At 42.1% G+C, this 20,673-nt stretch carries 24 protein-coding genes and 1 riboswitch; of the genes, 4 read left to right on the forward strand and 20 right to left on the reverse strand.

Annotated features, from left to right (window positions below):
- Positions 1 to 61: 61 nt before the first annotated feature.
- The 11 genes from ccsB to AC3ISE_RS14245 form a co-directional block, all read right to left on the reverse strand.
- On the reverse strand, positions 62 to 1,237 hold the full coding sequence (gene ccsB / locus AC3ISE_RS14195; RefSeq protein WP_489221492.1) for a c-type cytochrome biogenesis protein CcsB: 1,176 nt from the start codon (positions 1,235 to 1,237) through the stop codon (positions 62 to 64).
- Between the two features lie 25 nt (positions 1,238 to 1,262).
- Positions 1,263 to 2,903 carry a cytochrome c biogenesis protein ResB gene (gene resB / locus AC3ISE_RS14200; RefSeq protein ID WP_489221493.1) on the reverse strand — a complete coding sequence of 547 codons (1,641 nt, stop codon included), beginning with the start codon at positions 2,901 to 2,903 and terminating at the stop codon, positions 1,263 to 1,265.
- A 16-nt stretch (positions 2,904 to 2,919) separates the two neighbouring features.
- Positions 2,920 to 3,441 carry a thiol-disulfide oxidoreductase ResA gene (resA, locus tag AC3ISE_RS14205; RefSeq protein WP_070877587.1) on the reverse strand — a complete coding sequence of 174 codons (522 nt, stop codon included), beginning with the start codon at positions 3,439 to 3,441 and terminating at the stop codon, positions 2,920 to 2,922.
- 100 nt (positions 3,442 to 3,541) lie between these two features.
- The gene (gene rluB, locus AC3ISE_RS14210) at positions 3,542 to 4,267 is read right to left on the reverse strand and encodes a 23S rRNA pseudouridine(2605) synthase RluB (RefSeq protein WP_070877588.1); all 726 of its coding nucleotides are present in this window, start codon (positions 4,265 to 4,267) and stop codon (positions 3,542 to 3,544) included.
- Positions 4,268 to 4,743: 476 nt separating this feature from the next.
- Positions 4,744 to 5,271, reverse strand: coding sequence for a spore maturation protein (locus AC3ISE_RS14215; protein ID WP_489221494.1), 528 nt, complete (start codon positions 5,269 to 5,271; stop codon positions 4,744 to 4,746).
- Between the two features lies 1 nt (position 5,272).
- Positions 5,273 to 5,866, reverse strand: coding sequence for a nucleoside recognition domain-containing protein (locus tag AC3ISE_RS14220; protein WP_489221495.1), 594 nt, complete (start codon positions 5,864 to 5,866; stop codon positions 5,273 to 5,275).
- Positions 5,859 to 7,019: a D-alanyl-D-alanine carboxypeptidase family protein gene (locus tag AC3ISE_RS14225; protein WP_489221496.1), complete on the reverse strand. Its 1,161-nt coding sequence runs from the start codon at positions 7,017 to 7,019 to the stop codon at positions 5,859 to 5,861. The genes AC3ISE_RS14220 and AC3ISE_RS14225 overlap by 8 nt, the downstream gene beginning before the upstream one ends.
- 158 nt (positions 7,020 to 7,177) lie before the next feature.
- Positions 7,178 to 7,666, reverse strand: coding sequence for a YpuI family protein (locus AC3ISE_RS14230; RefSeq protein ID WP_489221497.1), 489 nt, complete (start codon positions 7,664 to 7,666; stop codon positions 7,178 to 7,180).
- A gap of 27 nt (positions 7,667 to 7,693) precedes the next feature.
- On the reverse strand, positions 7,694 to 8,104 hold the full coding sequence (locus AC3ISE_RS14235; RefSeq protein WP_489221498.1) for a hypothetical protein: 411 nt from the start codon (positions 8,102 to 8,104) through the stop codon (positions 7,694 to 7,696).
- A 104-nt stretch (positions 8,105 to 8,208) separates the two neighbouring features.
- Complete coding sequence (scpB, locus tag AC3ISE_RS14240) at positions 8,209 to 8,793, reverse strand: SMC-Scp complex subunit ScpB (RefSeq protein ID WP_489221499.1); 585 nt, start codon at positions 8,791 to 8,793, stop codon at positions 8,209 to 8,211.
- Positions 8,794 to 8,797: 4 nt separating this feature from the next.
- Entirely contained in the window at positions 8,798 to 9,541 is a 744-nt protein-coding gene (locus tag AC3ISE_RS14245) for a segregation/condensation protein A (RefSeq protein ID WP_489221500.1), read from the reverse strand.
- Between the two features lie 209 nt (positions 9,542 to 9,750).
- On the opposite strand from AC3ISE_RS14245, the gene AC3ISE_RS14250 reads away from it, so the two are divergent.
- Together AC3ISE_RS14250 and AC3ISE_RS14255 are read left to right on the forward strand one after the other, a co-directional pair.
- A complete protein-coding gene (locus AC3ISE_RS14250; protein ID WP_070877596.1) occupies positions 9,751 to 9,840 on the forward strand; it encodes a YjcZ family sporulation protein in 90 nt (29 codons plus the stop codon).
- Positions 9,841 to 10,078: 238 nt separating this feature from the next.
- Positions 10,079 to 10,603, forward strand: a complete 525-nt coding sequence (locus AC3ISE_RS14255) for a DUF309 domain-containing protein (protein WP_489221501.1) — start codon at positions 10,079 to 10,081, stop codon at positions 10,601 to 10,603.
- A gap of 21 nt (positions 10,604 to 10,624) precedes the next feature.
- On the opposite strand, the gene AC3ISE_RS14260 is transcribed toward AC3ISE_RS14255, so the two are convergent.
- From AC3ISE_RS14260 to ribD, 5 genes are all read right to left on the reverse strand, one after another.
- The gene (locus AC3ISE_RS14260) at positions 10,625 to 10,975 is read right to left on the reverse strand and encodes a GNAT family N-acetyltransferase (RefSeq protein WP_070877598.1); all 351 of its coding nucleotides are present in this window, start codon (positions 10,973 to 10,975) and stop codon (positions 10,625 to 10,627) included.
- Between the two features lie 190 nt (positions 10,976 to 11,165).
- The gene (gene ribH / locus AC3ISE_RS14265; RefSeq protein ID WP_133310295.1) at positions 11,166 to 11,630 is read right to left on the reverse strand and encodes a 6,7-dimethyl-8-ribityllumazine synthase; all 465 of its coding nucleotides are present in this window, start codon (positions 11,628 to 11,630) and stop codon (positions 11,166 to 11,168) included.
- Between the two features lie 15 nt (positions 11,631 to 11,645).
- A complete protein-coding gene (locus tag AC3ISE_RS14270) occupies positions 11,646 to 12,842 on the reverse strand; it encodes a bifunctional 3,4-dihydroxy-2-butanone-4-phosphate synthase/GTP cyclohydrolase II (RefSeq protein ID WP_070877600.1) in 1,197 nt (398 codons plus the stop codon).
- Positions 12,843 to 12,856: 14 nt separating this feature from the next.
- A complete protein-coding gene (gene ribE, locus AC3ISE_RS14275; protein WP_489221502.1) occupies positions 12,857 to 13,501 on the reverse strand; it encodes a riboflavin synthase in 645 nt (214 codons plus the stop codon).
- Positions 13,502 to 13,508: 7 nt separating this feature from the next.
- Positions 13,509 to 14,597 (reverse strand): bifunctional diaminohydroxyphosphoribosylaminopyrimidine deaminase/5-amino-6-(5-phosphoribosylamino)uracil reductase RibD, encoded by a 1,089-nt coding sequence (ribD, locus tag AC3ISE_RS14280; RefSeq protein WP_489221503.1) that lies wholly within the window; start codon positions 14,595 to 14,597, stop codon positions 13,509 to 13,511.
- A 147-nt stretch (positions 14,598 to 14,744) separates the two neighbouring features.
- Positions 14,745 to 14,890, reverse strand: a riboswitch (FMN riboswitch).
- A gap of 161 nt (positions 14,891 to 15,051) precedes the next feature.
- Between ribD and AC3ISE_RS14285 the strand changes: the two genes are divergently transcribed.
- Complete coding sequence (locus AC3ISE_RS14285; RefSeq protein WP_489221504.1) at positions 15,052 to 15,561, forward strand: ferritin; 510 nt, start codon at positions 15,052 to 15,054, stop codon at positions 15,559 to 15,561.
- Between the two features lie 56 nt (positions 15,562 to 15,617).
- Here AC3ISE_RS14285 and AC3ISE_RS14290 read toward each other — a convergent pair whose 3' ends face one another.
- Positions 15,618 to 16,052: a peptidylprolyl isomerase gene (locus AC3ISE_RS14290; RefSeq protein WP_070877602.1), complete on the reverse strand. Its 435-nt coding sequence runs from the start codon at positions 16,050 to 16,052 to the stop codon at positions 15,618 to 15,620.
- 193 nt (positions 16,053 to 16,245) lie between these two features.
- Here AC3ISE_RS14290 and AC3ISE_RS14295 point away from each other — a divergent pair, with 193 nt between their 5' ends.
- Positions 16,246 to 17,127, forward strand: coding sequence for a DUF1002 domain-containing protein (locus AC3ISE_RS14295; RefSeq protein WP_489221505.1), 882 nt, complete (start codon positions 16,246 to 16,248; stop codon positions 17,125 to 17,127).
- 42 nt (positions 17,128 to 17,169) lie between these two features.
- Here AC3ISE_RS14295 and lysA read toward each other — a convergent pair whose 3' ends face one another.
- The 3 genes from lysA to spoVAEA form a co-directional block, all read right to left on the reverse strand.
- Positions 17,170 to 18,492 (reverse strand): diaminopimelate decarboxylase, encoded by a 1,323-nt coding sequence (gene lysA, locus AC3ISE_RS14300; RefSeq protein WP_489221506.1) that lies wholly within the window; start codon positions 18,490 to 18,492, stop codon positions 17,170 to 17,172.
- Between the two features lie 138 nt (positions 18,493 to 18,630).
- Positions 18,631 to 20,106 (reverse strand): spore germination protein, encoded by a 1,476-nt coding sequence (locus AC3ISE_RS14305; protein ID WP_489221507.1) that lies wholly within the window; start codon positions 20,104 to 20,106, stop codon positions 18,631 to 18,633.
- Positions 20,066 to 20,671: a stage V sporulation protein SpoVABEA gene (spoVAEA, locus tag AC3ISE_RS14310; RefSeq protein WP_070877606.1), complete on the reverse strand. Its 606-nt coding sequence runs from the start codon at positions 20,669 to 20,671 to the stop codon at positions 20,066 to 20,068. Before spoVAEA ends, AC3ISE_RS14305 begins: the two co-directional genes overlap by 41 nt.
- Between the last annotated feature and the right edge of the window lie 2 nt (positions 20,672 to 20,673).

The raw sequence follows: 20,673 nt of genomic DNA on the forward strand, positions 1-20,673 counted from the left end.
TTACCAAAAAACCTTCACTTTATATGAGTGAAGGCTCTTTAGCAAGAAAAGCATGTTCTGTCTATGCGTAAGAATGCAGGCCGGCAATGACCAGATTGACGAAAATCAAGTTAAACATGATGATGGCAAATCCAATCACAGCAAGCCATGCTGATTTTTCTCCCTGCCATCCTTTGGACAGGCGCAAATGCAGGTAGGCTGCATAGAAAAGCCATGTAATTAATGCCCATACTTCTTTAGGGTCCCAGCCCCAAAAGCGGGTCCAGGCAATTTGCGCCCAGATCATCGCAAAAATGAGCGCTCCAAGTGTAAAAACCGGAAACCCGATTGTAACTGAGCGATATCCGATTTCATCTACTAAGTCAAGATTCACATTTTTAGTGAGAGGCTGAAGGAAAGCTGAGATTCGCTTTCTCAGAATTAAACGGATTGCTCCGTATAATAATAACCCCGCAGCAATTGACCAGATGACAGTATTCAGCTTTCTGGCAGAAATGAGAGCAGGAACTTCAATAATAGCTTCCATTTTCCCTTCTGTTAATAGCTCGCCTTTATGCGGTCCTACAAGGGCAGGCAGATTATAGATCATTTCAGCATTCTGGTCATTTTTATCTGTCCATTTATATACGGCTTCATAATCCATCATTCTGAAAGTGCTTGTAATGGCAATGAATGCAATCGTAGCTACAAGTGTATACATAACTACTTCAAGCCAGAATGTTTTCTTGGAATTTTTTGACTGATCGACTGTCCGGATCAAATAAATGACACCTGCTATAAAGCTGATAGCAAGAATCGCCTGTCCAAGAGCGGCTGTTGTCACATGAATGTGCAGCCAGCTGCTTTGAAGCGCAGGAATAAGCGGTGAGATATCTGTCGGAAACATGCTTGCATAAGCGATAAGCAGCAAGGCAACCGGCAGAGTGAAAAGTCCTAAAATGGACACTTTATAAATAAAGTAGAGTACTATAAATGCAAGAACGAGCATCATGCCAAAGAATGTTGTAAATTCAAACAGATTGCTGACCGGTGCATGACCGGATGCAATCCATCTCGTAATGAAATAGCCAGCTTGTGCTGCAAAAGCAAGAATTGTGATCGCAATACCCGCAGACGCCCATTTGCTTGGCTTTTTGTATTCTTTTCTCTTATCACGGATGGCTCCGCCAAAAAGAAATGTCGCAGCCAGATATAAAATGAATGCTGCAAATAGCAAATTACTGCTTAGAGCCGCCACACCTTTTCCTCCTCGATGATCTGTCTTATTTCTCGTCTGACTGATCCTTCAGCTTTTCAATTTGCGTGCCCTCAAGCACCGTATCAATCTCATTTTTAATTCCGTACCAATTCTTATTTGTATGCGCTGCAAGAAGAATCCCATCTCCGCTTCGTCTGATCCAGATGCGGCGATGATTCCAATACATGCCCTGGGTGACACCGATCATGAAAATGGCTCCGCCAAGTCCAAGAAACCAAAGAGTATTGTCTTTGCGCACCGTAAGAGCTGAGAGATTCTTTGTTTCCACGCCTTCAAACTTCATTTTCAGCTGATTGTCTTCGTTTGGTTCAATTGTCTGCTGAATGGCTACGAAGCTTGTTTCGCCTTCAGGTTTATCAGGAGAAATCATTTTAAACACAAAAGCTGGATTATCCGGTATTCTCGTTTTCGTAGCAGGTTCTCCTTCGCTGTTAAAATAAAAATCAGGAAGGTAGCTTGCCACTTCTACTTTATAGCCATTGCCCAAATCAAATTCTTTTTGAGGATCAAGCAAGTCGATTGTCAGCTGTCCAAAGTTTTCCTCGGTCTCTTTGTCTACTAAACTAAATGTCATTTTGTTCAATTCATTTAATTTGAAATCAACTTGATACAAAGCGTATGAATCATGCTTAAGCGGCTGATTCACTTTGATTTGCTCATCCTTTATCTTTTTAAGCTCAGGCTCTTCTCCAAGGACTGCTTCGCCTTGTCTTTCGTACAAAGTGACGTTCGTCTGATAATTCTTAGCAACGCTTCCGTCTCCTACTCTAGTAATAGCATCCTGGAAGACTTCATCTTCGCTGTCTTTTTTGTATGTTTCCATCACAAATTTGTCGCTCTTGAGAAAATATTTTCCTTCTGTACCAGGAATGACGTTCGTTTCCCCTTCGCGGATCCAAATAACATCATCCACATACATGCCAGGAACAAATCTGAGCATCGCTCCAAACAAAAAGATGATCAAACCGATATGATTGACATAAGGTCCCCATCTTGAGAAACGATTTTTCTCAGCAAGGAGATTGCCATTTTCCACTCGGACATGATAGCGTTTTCTCTTTAACTTATCTTTAATGGCTTCAAGCTGTTCTTCCGTATTCATAACAGAAGCTGTTTCGCTGAATAACCGCTGTCTTCGCATAAAGGATTCATGCCTGGTGACACCTTGTTTTTTCAGCGCCCGATAGAGCGGAACAAACCGGTCTAAGCTTGCAATAACCAATGAAGCAGCCAGCGCTCCAATTAAAACCATGTACCACCACGAGCTGAATAGTTCATGAAACCCCATTTGGTAATAGAGCTGACCAATTACACCGTACTCCTCGCGGTAAAACTGTTCAGGCGTTACATTAGGCGGAATGTACATAACCTGCGGCAGGATCGTCCCAATTGCAGATGCAATTAAAATCAGGACAATAATCCATATCCCGACCTTTACTGATGAAAAAAAGTTCCAGATCTTATCGATTGGCGTTTTCTTATAGGTCTGTGAGCGTCTTGCACTCCCATCATATTTCATATCCAGCAGCTGGTCAGGAGCAGCCTGATTATTGCTGTCCGTTTCTTCTACAGGACGACCGCAGGATTCACAAAGAATCGTTCCGTGCGGATTATTGTGCCCGCACTTGCATATCACTTCATTCATGATGAAAACTCCCCGTTTACGGCTTGATTGATTCCATATAATCCCTGACCATCCGTTCATTCATCTGGCCTGTGATTATTTCTGCTACTTTTCCATCTTTATCTATCAGAAATGTAGTCGGAAGAGGGACAACACCGTATGCTTCTAACACTTGCCGGTCCTTATCGAGGACGACAGGAAACGATAAATCATATGTATCCGTAAAATTCTGTACGGCAATCTTTGACTCTGCGATGTTGACGGCAAGCACCTCTACACCTTGTTCTTTATAATAATCATATTGATTTTGCATGTAGGGCATTTCGCGTTTGCACGGTTCGCACCAAGTTCCCCAAAAGTTAAGGAAAACGCCCTTCCCCTTATAATCTGATAGCTGATGCTTGTCCCCGTTAATGTCTGTTAAAACAAAATCAGGGGCATCGCTTCCAACTTTTACTTTTTCCTTGCTTGAGAAAAAATTTGTGTATAACGTGTATCCAAGTGCTGCAACCAGCACTGACAGAATGATCGATCTCATGAGCAACCGTCTTTTTTTCATAAAAAACTCTCCCATATCCTCATACATTTCAACTCATTATATCACTGTTTATTTCAAACATTTTCTTGATAATTTGAAGTTTATGTGAAAATTAAAGGGCTTACTTTCCAAACTTGGCAAGTGATCTGAGCTGTTTGACTTCATGCGGAGATAATTCACGCGCATCCCCAGTTTTCAATCCTTTCAGGTCCAGGAAAGCATATGTTTCGCGCTTTAGCTTCAGTACAGGATGTCCAATCGCCTCGAACATGCGGCGGACTTGACGGTTTCTGCCTTCATGAATCGTCAGTTCAATAATGCTTGTTTCCTTCTTTTTGTCGAGTGACACAAACTTCACTTTGGCAGGAGCTGTTTTCCCGTCTTCAAGCATAATGCCCTTTTCTAACGACTTCAGCTTTTCACGAAGCGGAATTCCTTTCACTTTGGCTACATATGTTTTTTCTACTTGATTGCTTGGATGCATAAGAAGATTGGCAAAATCTCCGTCGTTTGTCATGATTAAGATGCCGGATGTATCGTAATCAAGCCGGCCAACTGGATAAATGCGTTCTTTAATCTGGGGGAAAAAGTCTGTCACTGTTTTTCTTCCTTTATCATCAATGGCAGAGGATATAACACCGCGCGGTTTGTAAAGGATAAAATAAACTGGCTCTTCCTTTTCAACAGGAACTCCTGCAACTTCAACACGGTCATTTCCGGAAACTTTAACACCAAGCTCCCTTACGACTTTCCCGTTGACGGTCACTTTTCCTTCTAATATAAGCTCCTCTGCTTTTCTTCTTGATGCAAGACCTGCATGAGCTATCACTTTTTGTAAACGTTCCATTTCTTTCACCTCGTTAACATCTTACTTCTTATCATTTTTTTATACAAGTTCTCATTAAATGAACCTTTTTATAAAAACGCATGAAGTCTTATTATCTCACAAAAACAGCAAGAATGAGATAAAAATATTTCATCACCAAAAAGAGGACTCCTGCATTCTGAAGTCCTCTCAACTAAATTATAGGTTTTATACTAAGTTTGCTGCTTTTAAGAAGGCTGTGTTCCCATTGTTGTTTACGATTATAAATATTGTCCGTTCCTTTCCGCTCCAGGAACTTGCTTTCCGGGGGAGCGTGGAAGCATCCTCGGCGAGCCTTCGGGGTCTTCCATTTCGCTCTATCTTCCCGCAGGAGTCAAGTTTATCCGCCACAATCCACTAATGGTTTTAAACATATAGTCTTAAAAGAGCCTTTTTTTAAGTTTCAATTGACTCATGCTGGAGATAAGGCTCCCAGCGGTCAATGCAAAACAGCGAAATTAAAATAGCATCATAACAATGACGATTGAAGCAATAATTCCCATTAGGTCAGCAAGCAGACCGACTTTAAGAGCATCCCCCATTTTTTTGACTCCTACAGCTCCGAAATAGACCGTCAGAATATACAAAGTTGTATCTGTACTTCCCTGCATGACGGCCGCCAGCCTCCCAATAAACGAATCAGGTCCGTAAGCTGCAATCAGATCTGTAGTCATCCCAAGTGCTGCTGTTCCTGAAATAGGCCTGATAAATACGAGGGGAACGATCTCGCTTGGAACGCTGATGGCATCCAGCGCCGGTTTCATCATGCCCACAAAAAATTCAAGAGCTCCTGAAGCCCTGAAAATTGTTATTGCAACAAGCATGCCCACTAAATAAGGAATAATTGAAAATGCAATATCAATTCCTTCTTTTCCGCCCTCTACAAACGTTTCGTACGTAGGCACTTTTTTGAACGTCCCATATAATAGAATGAACCCGATGATCAGCGGGATCATCCATAAAGAGATTAAACTGATCATTGCCATCCTATTTTTTCTCCTTTCGCATTCTTCTATGATAGAAATAGCGGTCTATTAAAATGGCGCCAATCGCTGAAATTATTGTCGCAAGCAAAGTGGGGCCGACAATATCTGTTGGAGATTTAGACCCGTATGTCATCCTGACGGCAATAACGGTCGTTGGAATTAAGGTAATACTCGATGTGTTCACGGCAAGAAAAGTAATCATGGACCTGCTTGCTTCAGGTTTGTCTCCATTTAATTTTTTCATCTGTTCCATTGCTTTGATGCCAAGCGGAGTTGCCGCATTCCCAAGTCCGAAAAGATTGGCAATCATGTTTGACAAAATGTAACCCATTGCCGGATGATCTGCAGGAATTTCCGGGAAAAGTCTTTTTACGAATGGCTTAAAGAGCTGCCCAAGCTTTTCAAGCAAACCTGCCTTTTCAGCAACCTTCATCAGCCCGAGCCAGAATACAAGGACACTGATCAGTCCGATGCTGATTGTTACAGCATCTTTTGCTCCTTTGAAAACAGCAGCGTTCACTTGTTCCATCGTTCCATTGATCATGGCAAAGGCGATGCCGATGACAGTCAGCCCAACCCAAATAATATTAATCATGATTGCTCATGCCTGCCCTAATGAAAAACAGCTTGCGGAATTTTTCCCACAGCGAGGCATTTGGTTTATTTGTCAAACCATTATCATAATAAATGGGCACTTCATCCACTCTTTCATCATCAACAATAATTGTCATTTTTCCCACAACGTTCGGAACATCCTCCGGGTCCTTCCAGCTTTTTTCCGGTTTCATTATGGAGACATCGATTCTAAGATCGTCTTCTTCATCCTTTGTTAATGGATAAAACACATCTCTCTTTATAAAAAGCTTATTTTTATAGATTTTATCTTTAATATCTATCTTTTTTAACGTACCTGAATCTTTAATTTTGAATAAATCATACTTGCTGAACGCCATGTTAAACATTTCAATATGATCATTCCAATCATCTGATGCATCAATCGTCACGGCGACGAGATTCATGCCATCTTTTTCAGCTGTGGAAACGAGTGTGCGTTTCGCTCTTTTTGTATAGCCTGTTTTCCCTCCGGTGCTGTACTCATATAGACTGGTCAGCAGTTTATTCTTATTTCTCCACACACGGTCCCATTGTTCATTCGGATTTGGTGCACGATGAACCTTTGTCCCGGAAATTTTTTGATACATCGGATTTTCCATTGCGTACTTCGTCAGGATCGCCATGTCATAGGCTGACGAATAGTGATTTTCGTGATCATCCAAACCATGCGGATTGGCAAACTCCGTATTCATCATGCCGATTTCAGCAGCTTTTTGATTCATTAAATGGACAAACCCCTCAACGCTGCCTCCCACATGTTCAGCAATGGCAACAGCTGCATCATTTCCTGAACGGAGCATCAGTCCATATACAAGATCTTCAAGCTTGATTTTCTCACCTTCTTGCAAATAGACCGCTGAACCTTCTGTATGTATCGCACGATTGCTTACCGTTGCCTTCTCGTCCATTTTTCCGGATTCAATTGCAAGAATCGCTGTCATAATCTTTGTAATGCTGGCAATTCTTCTTTTTGCATGGGCGTCTTTCTCAAATAGGACTCTGCCGGATTCCTGTTCAATTAGTATCGCACTTCTTGCACTTACGCCCATTTCAGCAGAAGAATGGCGAGGCAAGCCTGAAATCAGCAAGAAGAAGATGAGTACGATCGCTGCTATCTGTTTCCATTGCCGCATACACCCACGTCCTTTTATTGTTTTGTACAAGTTTATGCGGGTGGACAAAGGTTATGAACGTTAAATTTGAAAAACAGCTGTTGGCAGACATGGATGAGTGAACAGCACGTCATAAAAAAGCAGCTGCTCTGTGAGTAACAGAACAGCTGCCATTTTTATTATTTAGACTGGATCATTTTTGTACGGTAATCTGTCTCGTAGTACTCAAGTTCCTCACGGATTTCCTGAAAACCGCTTTCCAGAGAGGCAATCATGACCTTAAGTGATTCTGGGGCAGAGTGACGGTATTTGATTGCATTTTTGCCGGTATAGGCAGATCTGCTGTCTTCATACCATACATCATTTTTAGGATTATAAAACTCCTCAATGCACTGATGATAAATTTTATAAAGTGCTTTTTCTGCTGCCGGCTTTCTGAAAGGCTCATTTTGAAGAACAATGTGACAAGCTTCAAGCCCCTCTTCACAATAAACAGAAAGTCTTCTCAAATTACGGAAAAGATCCTCATAATACGCTTCATCCCCTGCTGTTTCATCCAAAAATGATGAAATCGTTGCATGATTTAAAAACGTATTCAGCTCCTTTACGACGTTTCCTAAAAATACTTCAACTTGTTCTGTTTGTGCTTTTACGATCATATTTCCCATTCAAACACATCCTTTCAAATTCTTAAGCTATTTTTTATGTATGGGTGTTTTTAGCTTTTGAACAACTTCTGACCATTTCATCGTCTGATTTCGGTTCATCTCCGGAATCAATTGAATTGCTGCACGAAGGTCGATTCCCTGAAGATACATGAGAAATTCTTCTTCTGTGTTCAGATAGAGCCTTTTGCGGTCTAAAAGTGCTTCGTTTTGAATGATGCATATCAGTGCCATTACGTCTTTAATGCTCAGGTCCGACCCTTCAAAAAGCAAAGGATTTTGTTCTCTGAATTTGTCTTCGAAATACCTCACATACAAAACATAAAACGTTTTCTCCATCTTTTTTGACACAATTGTGATTTCAGAGCGGTTAAAAAAATCTTCGGATGTATTCGGCATCTCTTTTACTAATTCATACCCTCTGCCATTTTTTATAATCACCTGATCTGCACCCCTATGCGTTTTTCATTCAAAAAAAGGAACAAAGATATTCCTTTGTCCCGTTCTCCTCTATTTTATCATAGGTCATGATGCTATTGTGTAAATTATTTGATTTCTTCAAAAGTTTGATTAAAGTTCTCAAAAAAGAGATCGGCTTCTTCATTAAAGGAGTCATCATCATCTTTTTCAGGAAGCGGCGGAAGTTCTTTTATCGTTTTTAATCCGAAGTATTCAAGGAATTCCTTCGTCGTTCCGTATAAAATCGCTCTTCCTGTTCCTTCAGCCCGTCCCACTTCTTTCACAAGCACTTTAGAAGTAAGTGTCTGCAGCGGACGCTCTGATTTTACGCCGCGGATATCTTCGATTTCAGCCCTTGTTATAGGCTGACGGTATGCGACAATCGCCAGAATTTCAAGAGCTGCCTGAGATAATGCGGTGTGATTAGGTGTTTCAACCAGCTTTTTTAAATAGGCAGCATGCTTTTTTTTCGTCGTTAATTGAAAGACTCCCGCCACTTCAATCAATTCGATGCCGCGCTGTTTTTTCTTGTATTCATTCTGAAGTTCCTGTATGACTTCAGAAATTGTTCCCTCTTCTGTTTCAAGAACGGACGTCAGCTGTTTCATTGACAGCCCTTCATCCCCTGCAGCAAATAGAAGAGCTTCAATGATGGATTTCCATTTCTCCAAGGTTTTAAGACCTCCCCAGAATATAAATATCAGAAAAATTTTCTTCTTGTTCAATCATGATGTTGTTTTTTTTCATCAATTCCAAGATGGCAAGAAATGTGACAACCAGGTGATCCTTTTGATCGGATGGAAAAAGCTCAGTGAATTTTCGCCGCCTCGGATTCCGCTTCAATTCCATAAGGATTTCATCCATTCTCTTTTCAATCGGTATTTCCTGCCGTGCAACTCTTGTCTGCAATGGTTTCTGAAGCTTCTTTCTCCGCATCATCTTCTGAAAGGCACCGAGCATATCGTAGATTGATACATTCATAGATTCTTTATCAAATACAGGTTCACCGGCAAACTCGCTCAAATCGCTCGGGGGTTTTGTATAAACCTGAGAACGTTCTTCTTCCATATGTCTCAGATCAACTGCAGCCTCTTTGTACTTTCTGTATTCGATCAGCCTTCTCATCAGTTCGTCCCGCGGATCTTCCTCAGATTCAAACCCGAATTCGTCCTCCACCAGCTCTTCCTCATGCTTTGGAAGCAGCATTCCGCTTTTGATCGAGAGCAGAGTTGCCGCCATCACTAAATATTCTGAAGCTACATCAAGCTGGAGTTCTTTCATCGTATGTATATAAAGCATATACTGCTCTGTAATTTCAGCTACTGGTATATCGTATATATCAATCTCGAGCGTATTGATAAAATGCAAGAGAAGATCGAGCGGCCCTTCAAATGCGTCAATTTTCACTTTGTACTGCAACTTCATCCCACCACTTCATTCTGTACCATTCATGTCGGCTACCCTATAGTATAGAACATTCTGCTTCCAATCTCCAACACTTATTTTCAGAGAGGAGAAGTCCTCAGGTTCAAAAAAAGTCCAGAATTGTGATAAACGCCCAAACAAACACAGGTCCACCCACATAAGATACCTATGTAAATGAAAGATACTTAAGGAGGAACAAGTAAATGGGAGATAAAGGTTACGGTTCAGGCTTTGCATTAATCGTTGTATTGTTTATTTTGCTGATTATTGTTGGAGCTGCTTGGTTGTATTGAGAAAAGCGGAAGCGCCTTGGTCAGCGCAGGCATGGCAGATAAGGATCCGACAGAAAAGTCCGGGTTTGACTTTTTTGGCGGATCCGTTCTGACCGAGGAGTTAGGTGCTGCAGCTAGACAATGATGCAGATTTATCCCTAAGGTGCTCTTCATGAGCACTTTTTGTGTTTCATAAAGGCAAGTCCTGGAGTTTATGCTACACTAATCAATACATATGCATAGATAATGGGGTGATGGTTTGTATCCGAAATCATATATAGAGTACCTTGTTCATTTTCACGGAGACCGAGACTATTTCGAATGCCATGAAGTGCTTGAAGAATATTGGAAAGAAGATCCTCCCGGGCAGAGAAAGATATACTGGGTTGGTCTAATCCAAATAGCGGTCGGCCTTTATCATCACAGAAGAAGTAACTGGAAGGGCGCTCACCGAATGATATCCAATGCCCTTGCCATATTGGAGCAGGAAAAAGACGCTCTGCTCTCCCTTGGTTTAAATCCTCAGAAAACGGCGGTACTTTTAAGAAAAAAAAGCAAAGACATCGAAAACAAACGTCCATATGAAAGTGTGAATCTGCCGATTGAAGACAGCGATCTCCTTCATACTTGCATAGAATATTGCACAAAGCATCAGATTCAATGGGGTAATCCGAGCGACCTCTCTGATGAATTCCTGATTCATAAGCATACGATGCGGGACCGGAGCGATGTGATTGCGGAAAGGAAGAACAGCCTGATCCGCAATCAGAAAAAAAACAGATGAAGCATGTGCTTCATCTGTTTTTTAATCGCAATCTGTGCATTTCTCAAAAAATGCTTTTGTATGTTCGTCTGGGATAACTGTTTTTGTCTTGTACTGTTCTTTTAATGCCGTCACCATTTTCTTGCCGATTCCCTGATGGCGATGCGAAGGGTTCACACTTACATGCTGAATCTTCACGTGATCATCATCCTGGAACACTACTCCGATTGTTCCAATGATATCTTCATCTTTCCAAAGAAACAGCTGCCATTTCTCATCTGTTTCGTATTGTTTCATCGTCTGCTGCAAATGTTTTAAATCTTTTTCATTTGGCATAAAAGACAGAAGACCCATTGCAATTTTTTCAAAGCTTTTCTTATAGCGAATTAACATATGAACCCCTCATTAACGAAATAACCTTCCGATTAGAGAAAGCAAAAACAATAAACTTGCGCCTATCATGATGTAAAATAGAATTCTTTCCTGATTTCTTCCCTTATCTTTTTGATCTCGATTCAAGAAGAATCACTCCTCAGAACATTATAAACAGTTTTCCGCGCATTTTAAACACTTTTGCCTAAAATTAATCCATTGTACGCATTAAATTCGCCATTTCAATCGCCGCAACCGCTGCTTCATAGCCTTTATTCCCAGCTTTTGTTCCCGCTCTTTCAATCGCCTGTTCGATTGATTCGGTTGTCAGGACACCGAAGATTACCGGTACACCTGTAGACATTGAAGCTTGAGAAACCCCCTTCGCTGCTTCATTGCAGACGTAGTCATAGTGAGTTGTAGAACCTCTTATAACTGTTCCAAGAGTAATAACTGCATCATATTTGTTTGAAGAAGCCATTTTTTTCGCTACGAGCGGAATTTCAAATGCTCCAGGAACCCATGCAAGTTCTACATTTTCATCTTCTACTCCGTGGCGTTTTAAAGCATCCACTGCTCCGCTTAAAAGCTTGCTTGTAATAAACTCATTGAATCTTCCTACGATGATCGCTACTTTTAATCCTGATCCGACTAAATTTCCTTCATATGTTTTCATGTACAGTTCCTCCGATTATAAGTTTAATAAGTGTCCAAGTTTACTATGCTTTGTTTTCATGTAGCCTTCATTTTCTTTCTTAGATGGCATTTGAATAGGTACGCGGTCAACTACGGCAAGGCCATACCCTTCAAGTCCTGCTATTTTTCTAGGATTGTTCGTCAGCAGCTTCATTTCTGAAACGCCAAGATCTCTTAAGATTTGAGCCCCAATCCCATACTCTCTTAAATCATCTGCAAATCCAAGCTTGTGATTGGCTTCTACTGTATCGTAACCTTCTTCCTGCAGTGCATAAGCCTTCATTTTATTCAGCAGGCCGATTCCCCTGCCTTCTTGTCTCATGTACAAGAGGATGCCGCTGCCGGCTTCCTCGATTTGAGCAAGCGCTGCATGCAGCTGCGGGCCGCAGTCGCACCGGTTGGATCCAAATACATCTCCGGTCAGACATTCAGAATGAACTCGGACAAGTGTCGGCTTATCTTCTGAAATCTCTCCCTTAACAAGGGCAATATGTTCTTTACCGTCAAGGATATTTGAATATCCGACTGCCCTGAACATGCCGAATTCAGTCGGGAGTTTTATGTCCGCTTCTCTTTTCACTAGAGCATCTGACATATTGCGGTAATGAATCAAGTCCTTGATGGTAATCATTTTTAAATCAAGCTCTTTGGCAATTTCAATTAAATCAGGAACCCGCGCCATTTCGCCATCTTCTTTAATAATTTCACAAATAACTCCGACCGGGCTCACTCCGCAGAGTTTAGCCAGATCAACCGCTGCCTCTGTATGCCCTGCTCTTCTTAAAACTCCGCCCTCTTTTGCAATGAGAGGGAAAATATGGCCGGGTCTTTTAAAATCAAGCGGCTCTGCATCTTCTTTTAAAATAGCTTTAATGGTTTCTGAGCGTTCTGATGCACTGATTCCTGTTTTGGTTGTTTTGTAATCAATACTGATCGTAAAGGCAGTGCCATGCGGATCTGTATTGTCATTTACCATAGGATGAAAATTAAACTTCTCAGCATATTCCTCTGTCAGGGGTACACAAACCAGCCCTCTGCCGTGCTTAATCATGAAGTTAATAACCTCAGGCGTTGCATATTCAGCCAGCGCAATAAAATCACCTTCGTTTTCGCGGTCTTCATCATCTACTACGATGACTGTTTTTCCAAGTTTTAAATCGTCTAAAGCTTCTTTAATGGAATGAAATGTCATGATGATCCCCCATTCTAATAAAAACCATTTTCTTTTAGAAAATCCGGTGTTAAAGATGAAGATTTTGAATCTGACTGCATTACAAACTTTTTGACATATTTTCCGAGCATATCACATTCGATATTTACGGTATCCCCTGCCTTTTTGCCACCAAGCACTGTTTCAGACAATGTGTGGGGAATAATTGATACCGTTACTTTTTCATCCTCTAAACCAAATATGGTTAGGCTGATGCCGTCAATGGCTATGGAGCCTTTCATGACTAATGTTGACGTTATTTCTTTACTCACCTTGATTTCATAGTAGACCGCATTGGCTGAAGGCTTTTTGCGGATGATGGTTCCGGTGCCGTCAACATGCCCTGATACAAAATGACCTCCGAAGCGTCCATTGGCGGACATCGCCAGCTCCAGATTGACAGATGAACCAGGCACAAGCGAATTCAGGGAAGTTGCTTTGACTGTTTCGGGCATCACATCCACAGTAAACGATCCAGCAGTGTAGGCTGTCACTGTTAAACAAACGCCATTAACGGAAATACTGTCCCCAAGATTCACATAATCTGTAATTTTCTCTGCTTGTATGGTCATTTCAATCGCATTCTCAGTTCCCTGCATACTCGCGATTGTGCCGATTTCCTCAATGATTCCGGTAAACATTCCCTTGTCACCCCTCTTTTTTCACACAGACTATTTTTAGATCATCTCCGAGTATCTCAGTTTCTTTTATTCTTAGTCGGATTGCCTCATTTATACGGCTGAAGCCTGCACCGGCTACTGCAGGAGGTGCCTCTTTTCCGCCGATGAGCATCGGGGCAGTATAACTCACCACTTGATTGAACAGCCCGCTTTTTATAAAACTGCCATGAACTGTGGCGCCGCCCTCTACGAACAGCGATGTGATGTTTCTTTCTCCCAGCAGGTGAAGAAGATCATCTATCTTAATAGCCGGAGTATTCATTTGAATGATAACCGCGTTTTTCTTTCGAAAAGACTCAATCCTTTCAGGAGAAGCTTCACTGCCGGTAATAATCCATACAGGTGAAAGACCATCGTTGACCAAAGCAGCCGTTTCCGGTGTTCTAAGGTGCGTATCCAAAACAATTCTGACTGGCTGCTTTTTCGGGTTTTCAAGCCGGCAAGTCAGGGATGGATCATCTTTTATCACGGTTTCCACGCCAGCTAAAATCGCATCGTGAACTTCCCGGTATTTGTGTACATCTTTCCTTGCCGGTTCACCGGTTATCCATTTGCTTTCACCTGTGACAGTAGCGGTTTTTCCGTCAAGGCTGCCCGCCCATTTTAGTGTGACAAAAGGACGTTTCGTTTGAATGTAATGGAAAAAGACTTTATTCAGCTCTTCTGCTTCGTTACTTAATACTCCTGAAACCACTTCGATTCCAGCAGCCTGAAGCTTCTTCATTCCTCTTCCTGCTACAAGCGGATTCGGGTCTTCCGCTGCAACAACCACTCTTTTCACCTTTGAAGAAATGAGCAGGTCAGCGCACGGAGGTGTTTTTCCATGATGACTGCAAGGCTCGAGCGTCACATAGACGGTTGAATCCTCGGCGTGTGAGCCTGCCATCCTGATAGCATGTACTTCAGCATGAGGTTCGCCTGCTTTTAAATGGGCTCCCATTCCAACAATCTGTCCATTTTTCACTACAACAGCTCCTACGAGCGGGTTAGGACTTGTTTGTCCAGAACCTTGTTCTGCGAGCTGAAGGGCCACTTTCATATAATCCTGATCTTTCAATGCACTGCCCCCCCTTTTAGCATAAAATAAAAAGCCCAAGGTAATAGATACCTGGGGCTTTGTAAGGGATTTCAGTCACATATGCATGCCAAACAAGAGTACTATTCTCCTGTTTTTTCAGAAAAATAATACCCGCGTGTTCACATTGTGTTCCTTCTCCCATCCAGACTATACTGTCGGCTCCAGATTTTCACTAGATCCACCGCCCGCAATAAATGCAGCCGGGTCACGGACTTAAAAGCTTTTGCTTTATCACCGCCGGTTGGGAATTTCACCCTGCCCCGAAGGATTTCAATGAATATTAAGTTTTCCTTTCTACCATTTTAACGAGAGTGTGAGAATTATGCAATGAATAAACTTAAAAGCGGAGTTTCAACTTATCCCCAACTCCACTTAGCATATAACCGTTTTTCATAAATACATTAAAATGTAATCCATTTTTAGGAGGGATAGAATGCTTGATGAGCAGATAAGGAAGCTTCTCAATAACTTAATTCAGATTGAGCATGTATCTACAACTCTGTATCTTGCCATGTCAGCTTATATGGCAACCCGCAGTTATACCGGTATGGCTGCTTGGCTGAGACTACAGGCAGAGGAAGAACGGACGCATATGCTGAAACTGATTAATTACGTTACTGACAAGAACGGTTTAGTGGAGATTCAGGCACTTCCTGCACAGCCATCTGAATTTGGAAGGCCTTTGGAAACATTTCAAAAGGTTCTTGAGCATGAGCAGTTTGTCACAAACTCTTACCGCCAGGCCTACAATTATATGAAACAAACAGATGAACAAACGGCCATCTTTATCCAAGAGTTCCTCCTTGAACAAATCGACGAAGAAGCTCAGGCTCAAACCATTGTGGATAGGTTAACACTAGCAAAAGACAACCCGGCAGCGATCCTTATGTTAGATCAGGAATTAGGTCAGCGTAATGCAGCTGCGCCTGCTGCAGGCGGTTAACTAGCTCAAATATATGCAAAAAAGCTGACCGCATGCGGCCAGCTTTTTTTCTATTTTTATTCTTCCCAGACTTTAACTTCTTTCATAACATCGCCTTGCTTGATTTTATAAATGTTGTCCATGCCTTCAACCACTTGGCCGAATACAGTGTGAACGCCATTTAAATGAGGCTGCGGCTCGTGAACGATGAAGAACTGGCTGCCGCCTGTGTCTTTGCCTGCATGAGCCATTGATAATGCTCCAGCTACATGCTTGTGAGGGTTTCCTGCTGTTTCACATTTAATAGAGTAGCCAGGGCCGCCAGCGCCTGTTCCCGTCGGGTCTCCGCCTTGTGCAACAAAGCCTGGAATAACACGGTGGAAGTTTACTCCGTTGTAGAAGCCTTCGTTTGCAAGCTTCTCAAAGTTTTCAACTGTTTTTGGAGCTGCCTCAGGATAAAATTCGATCACTAATTGATCGCCGTTTTCCATTGTAATTTGACCTTTTTTCATATGTATGAAACCTCCTGCTTCTTTTTTTCGTCTAATAGACTGAACGTTATTCATTCTACTATAATACGTTCAAGAAAGCCAAGGAGATCGTCTGCCGCCGCACCAAGAAGATACGACAGCCAAAAAACTCTGTTCCCAATCAGAAAAAAATACTATAATGAAGGTTGCTGTCATGAACTAAGGAGGTCTTTTTTTGAAAAAGATATTGGTTTCTATTATGGCGTTTGCATTATTTGCGTTCCCGACGATCGGGCTTGCAGATGCAGCTGCCGGAGATAAAATTATCACACTCGGAAAGAACTTAACAGAAGAGCAGAAGCAGTCTATGCTTAGCGAGATGGGCGCTGATGACAATTCACAGGTTATTGAAGTGACGAATGAAGAGGAACATAAATATTTAGGAAACTACATTCCTAAAGCCCAGATTGGAACAAAGGCGATTTCATCGTCAGCCATTACAATTGAAAAAAGCGGATCAGGTCTTGAAGTAGATACAAAAAACATTAATTGGGTAACAGATGAAATGTACTTGAATGCCCTGATGACAGCGGGTGTAAAGGATGCAACAATCCAGGTTACCGCTCCTTTTGAAGTTTCCGGAACGGCGGCGCTGACCGGATTATTAAAAGCATACGAAGTTACTTCGGATGAAGCCATTCCAGAAGAAGTCAAGCAGGTGGCAAACGAAGAGCTTGTCAAAACAGCAGAGCTTGGAGATAAAGTCGGCGAAGAAAATGCGAGTGCGCTAATGGCGAAAATTAAAGAAGAAATCGCAAATAATGGCGTGCCGGAAACAGATGCGGAATTCCGCGAATTAATTGAAAAAGCGGCAAGCGACCTTGGCATCACTCTGTCAGAAGAAGAAATTAACAGTCTCGTTGAATTATTTAACAAAATGAAAGAAGTCAACGTTGACTGGGATCAAGTCGGACAGCAGCTTGATAAAGCAAAAGATAAGATTTCTAAGTTTATAGATTCAGAGGAAGGACAAAACTTCCTTGATCAGCTGAAGGAGTTTTTCATCGCTCTATGGAATGCGATCATCTCCATTTTCAGCAATAAAGATAATGCATAAACCGAAAAAAAGACGAGCCGGCCGACTCGTCTTTTTTTTATCTTAACTTTGCGTCACTTTTGATTTTAAAGGCAAATCCAGTGCAACTAAATCCTGATACGTTTCTCTTTTAATCACAAGCTGTTCTTCCCCATTTTCCGCAAAAACAACCGGAGGACGCGGAATGCGGTTGTAATTGTTCGCCATGGAATAGCCGTATGCTCCTGTACAGAACACAGCCAGCAGATCGTCAGGGTTTGCCTTTGGAAGCGGCAGATCCCAAATCAGCATATCGCCGCTTTCACAGCATTTTCCTGCGATTGAAACAGCCTCATCATTTTTATCATTCATGCGGTTTGCAAGCGCCGCTTCATATTTTGCCTGATAGAGGGCAGGGCGAATGTTATCGCTCATTCCGCCGTCAACAGATACATACTTGCGGATATTCGGCACTTCTTTTTCAGACCCGATGGAATAGATGGTTGTTCCGGCATCGCCAACAAGTGAACGGCCCGGCTCAATCCAGATTTCCGGCATTTCAATGCCGTTTTCGGCCACAAGACCTTTAATGCTTTTAACGATTTTTTCAACATAATAAGTAGCCGGAAGCGGTTCATCCTCATCCGTATAGCGGATGCCAAATCCTCCGCCCAAGTTCACTACTTTCGGTTCATACTGGAAGGTATCTCTCCAATAGCTGACTTTAGTGAATATTTTTTCTGCAGCGAGAACGAAACCGGTTGCATCAAAGATTTGTGATCCAATGTGGCAATGGTAGCCGAGCATGTTGAAGGCAGATGAAGAAAGAACATTTTCCATTGCACGTTCTACTTGGCCATTTTGCAGATCAAACCCAAATTTTGAATCCTCTTGACCTGTTGTAATGTAATCATGCGTATGCGCTTCAACTCCAGGAGTAACCCTGAGCAGAATCGGTACGACTGTATTTTCTTGTGAAGCAAGTTCTTTCAGAAGCTCTATTTCGTGAAAATTATCAACCACGATACAGCCGATTTTCAGCTTGATCGCCATTTCTAATTCTTCTTTACTCTTATTATTTCCATGAAAGTGGATTCTATCGGCAGGGAAACCCGCTGTAACAGCCGTATAAAGCTCTCCCCCTGAAACTACATCCAGTGATAATCCCTCTTCTTCAACCAGCTGAAACATCGCAACGGATGAAAAGGCTTTGCTTGCATAGGCAACCTGAGCTTTTACTCCAAGCTTTTCAAATGTATTCTTAAAGCTTCTCGCACGGTCGCGAATAAGCGCAACATCATAGATGTACAGGGGTGTTCCATATTTCGATGCCAGTTCGGCCGCATCAACTCCGCCAATTTCCAGGTGATTCCGCTCGTTAACTTTACTGCTTCCATGTAAGAACAATTTAACATTCCCTCTTTCATCTCGGGTAAAAAGGACAAAAAGACAGTCGCTGACTCATGGCTTTAACAACTGTCCTTTTATTCGTTTCCTTCAGGTAAATTAAACTTACAATATCACAAAAGCCATGTACTTTCAATCTCAGCGAGGCTGTTTTCTTACATTTTGGGGATGGACAATACTAGGCCTGATTTTCGCTCCAGGAACAGATGTGCGAATGAGAATCTGCCAGAATGCTTTCGGATTAAATGGAAGGAATGGCCATAGGTATGGCGTATTCAGAGACCGGATGTGTGTCAGGAATAAAAAGATGGCGGTTGCGCCAATGACCAATCCTTCTGCCTTGAATAAAGCAACTGACAGCAGCAGAACAAGCCGCATCATCTTATTGGCGATGCTGAGTTCATAGCTTGGAGTGGCAAACGTGCCGATTGCAGCAATGGCCACATATAAAATAACTTCCGGTACAAAGAGCCCTACATCAATTGCAATTTGCCCGATCAATGCCGCTGCAATTAATCCCATCGCAACAGAAAGAGCGGTTGGTGTATGAATGGCGGCCATTCTTAAAAATTCGATACCCAGATCGGCCATGAATATCTGAACGACAATCGGAATATTCTTTTGCTCATTCGGCCCGATATAGGCAATGTTCTCCGGCAATAAAGAAGGCTGAAGTACGTACATAAACCACAAGGGAACGATAAGGATTGAACCGATAATCCCAAGGAAACGAACCCACCTTAAAAACGTTCCGACAGCAGGCGCCTGGCGGTACTCTTCTGCATGCTGCACGTGATGGAAGAAGGTTGTCGGGGTTATAATCACACTTGGCGATGTATCCACAATAATTAATACATGACCTTCTAATAAATGATTGGCTGCTACATCTGCCCGCTCTGTATATCTGACAAGGGGATAAGGATTATAGCCCTGCTTGACTAAAAATTCTTCCACCGTTTTATCCGCCATAGTCAGACCGTCAATTTTAATTGTTTCGAGCTCTTTTTTAACAACTTCTATCAAATTCGGGTCAGCAACATCTTCTATGTAACAAAGACAGATATCCGTTTTTGAACGCTCACCGACCTTCATCATCGAATACCTTAAGCGTTCATCCCTGATTCTTCTTCGGATAAGGGCTGTATTCACAATGATATTCTCTACAAATCCGTCTCTTGATCCCCTTACGACTTTTTCAGTATCCGGTTCCTCAGGGTTTCTGCCGGGATAGCTCCTTACATCAACAACCAGCCCGTAATCGCACCCTTCAATCATAAAGACGACAAGGCCTGACAGCACTTGATCAACGGCTTCATCGATCGTTTTAATTCTTTGAACCTGCTGATTCACTAAGCGGTTTTCGACGATTTCATTGACTTTCATCTTCTCGTGTTCATAATCATTTATCTCAATTAATTCTTTTAAAAGCTGAATGATGTAGGAGGTATCGCAAAGTCCATTAACATAATACAGATTCACGCCAATGCCCATCACAGTAATTTTACGGACACCCAAGTCAAAACTCTGATTTAACCCTACATGATTTTTAAAATAATTCTCATTTACAACGAGCTTAGGAGAGATTGATGTCTTTTGTTTCACGTTTTCGCTCATCTGCCATGCCGCTCCTTTCAAGAATCAGTTCTACCGCCTTCATAGTTATCGGTGATCCATGATCTAAACTGTCTTTACGGGACATTTTACCGATGTCCCCAATGCCGACTATGATAGGTACATCCAGTTTGTCGAGGCAATACACCGTATCTCCAGTCATTTTCCCTACCTCAAATTCACGGATTCCGCTCTTATCCACACCGTACTCAGAGATAAGTCCGTCACGGTCAATGGAAACGTCAATATTCGTCCACTCTGATCCGTGCGTTTTTGCTGCAACTGCAATCACACCAAGCACATCAACCTGCGGATGTTCCGCTACGTACTTCATGGCTCTTTCACCTGGTCCCTCTTCCAATAAACCGCAATCATCAAACATGACAAAAACAGGGTCGTAAGGTGTTTTCAAAATTAACTTCACAATCTCAGGCCCCGTTAAAAAAGTTGGATTGCCTTTTGACTGAGAGATGCACCTCCCGCCGATCTGCTTTGCAGCATACGCAATGGTTTTAGCTGCATAAACATCCCCGTCTGTTACTAATATGACCCTTCTCGTTTCTGTCATAG

This window comes from Metabacillus sp. KH_069 (assembly GCF_057838075.1).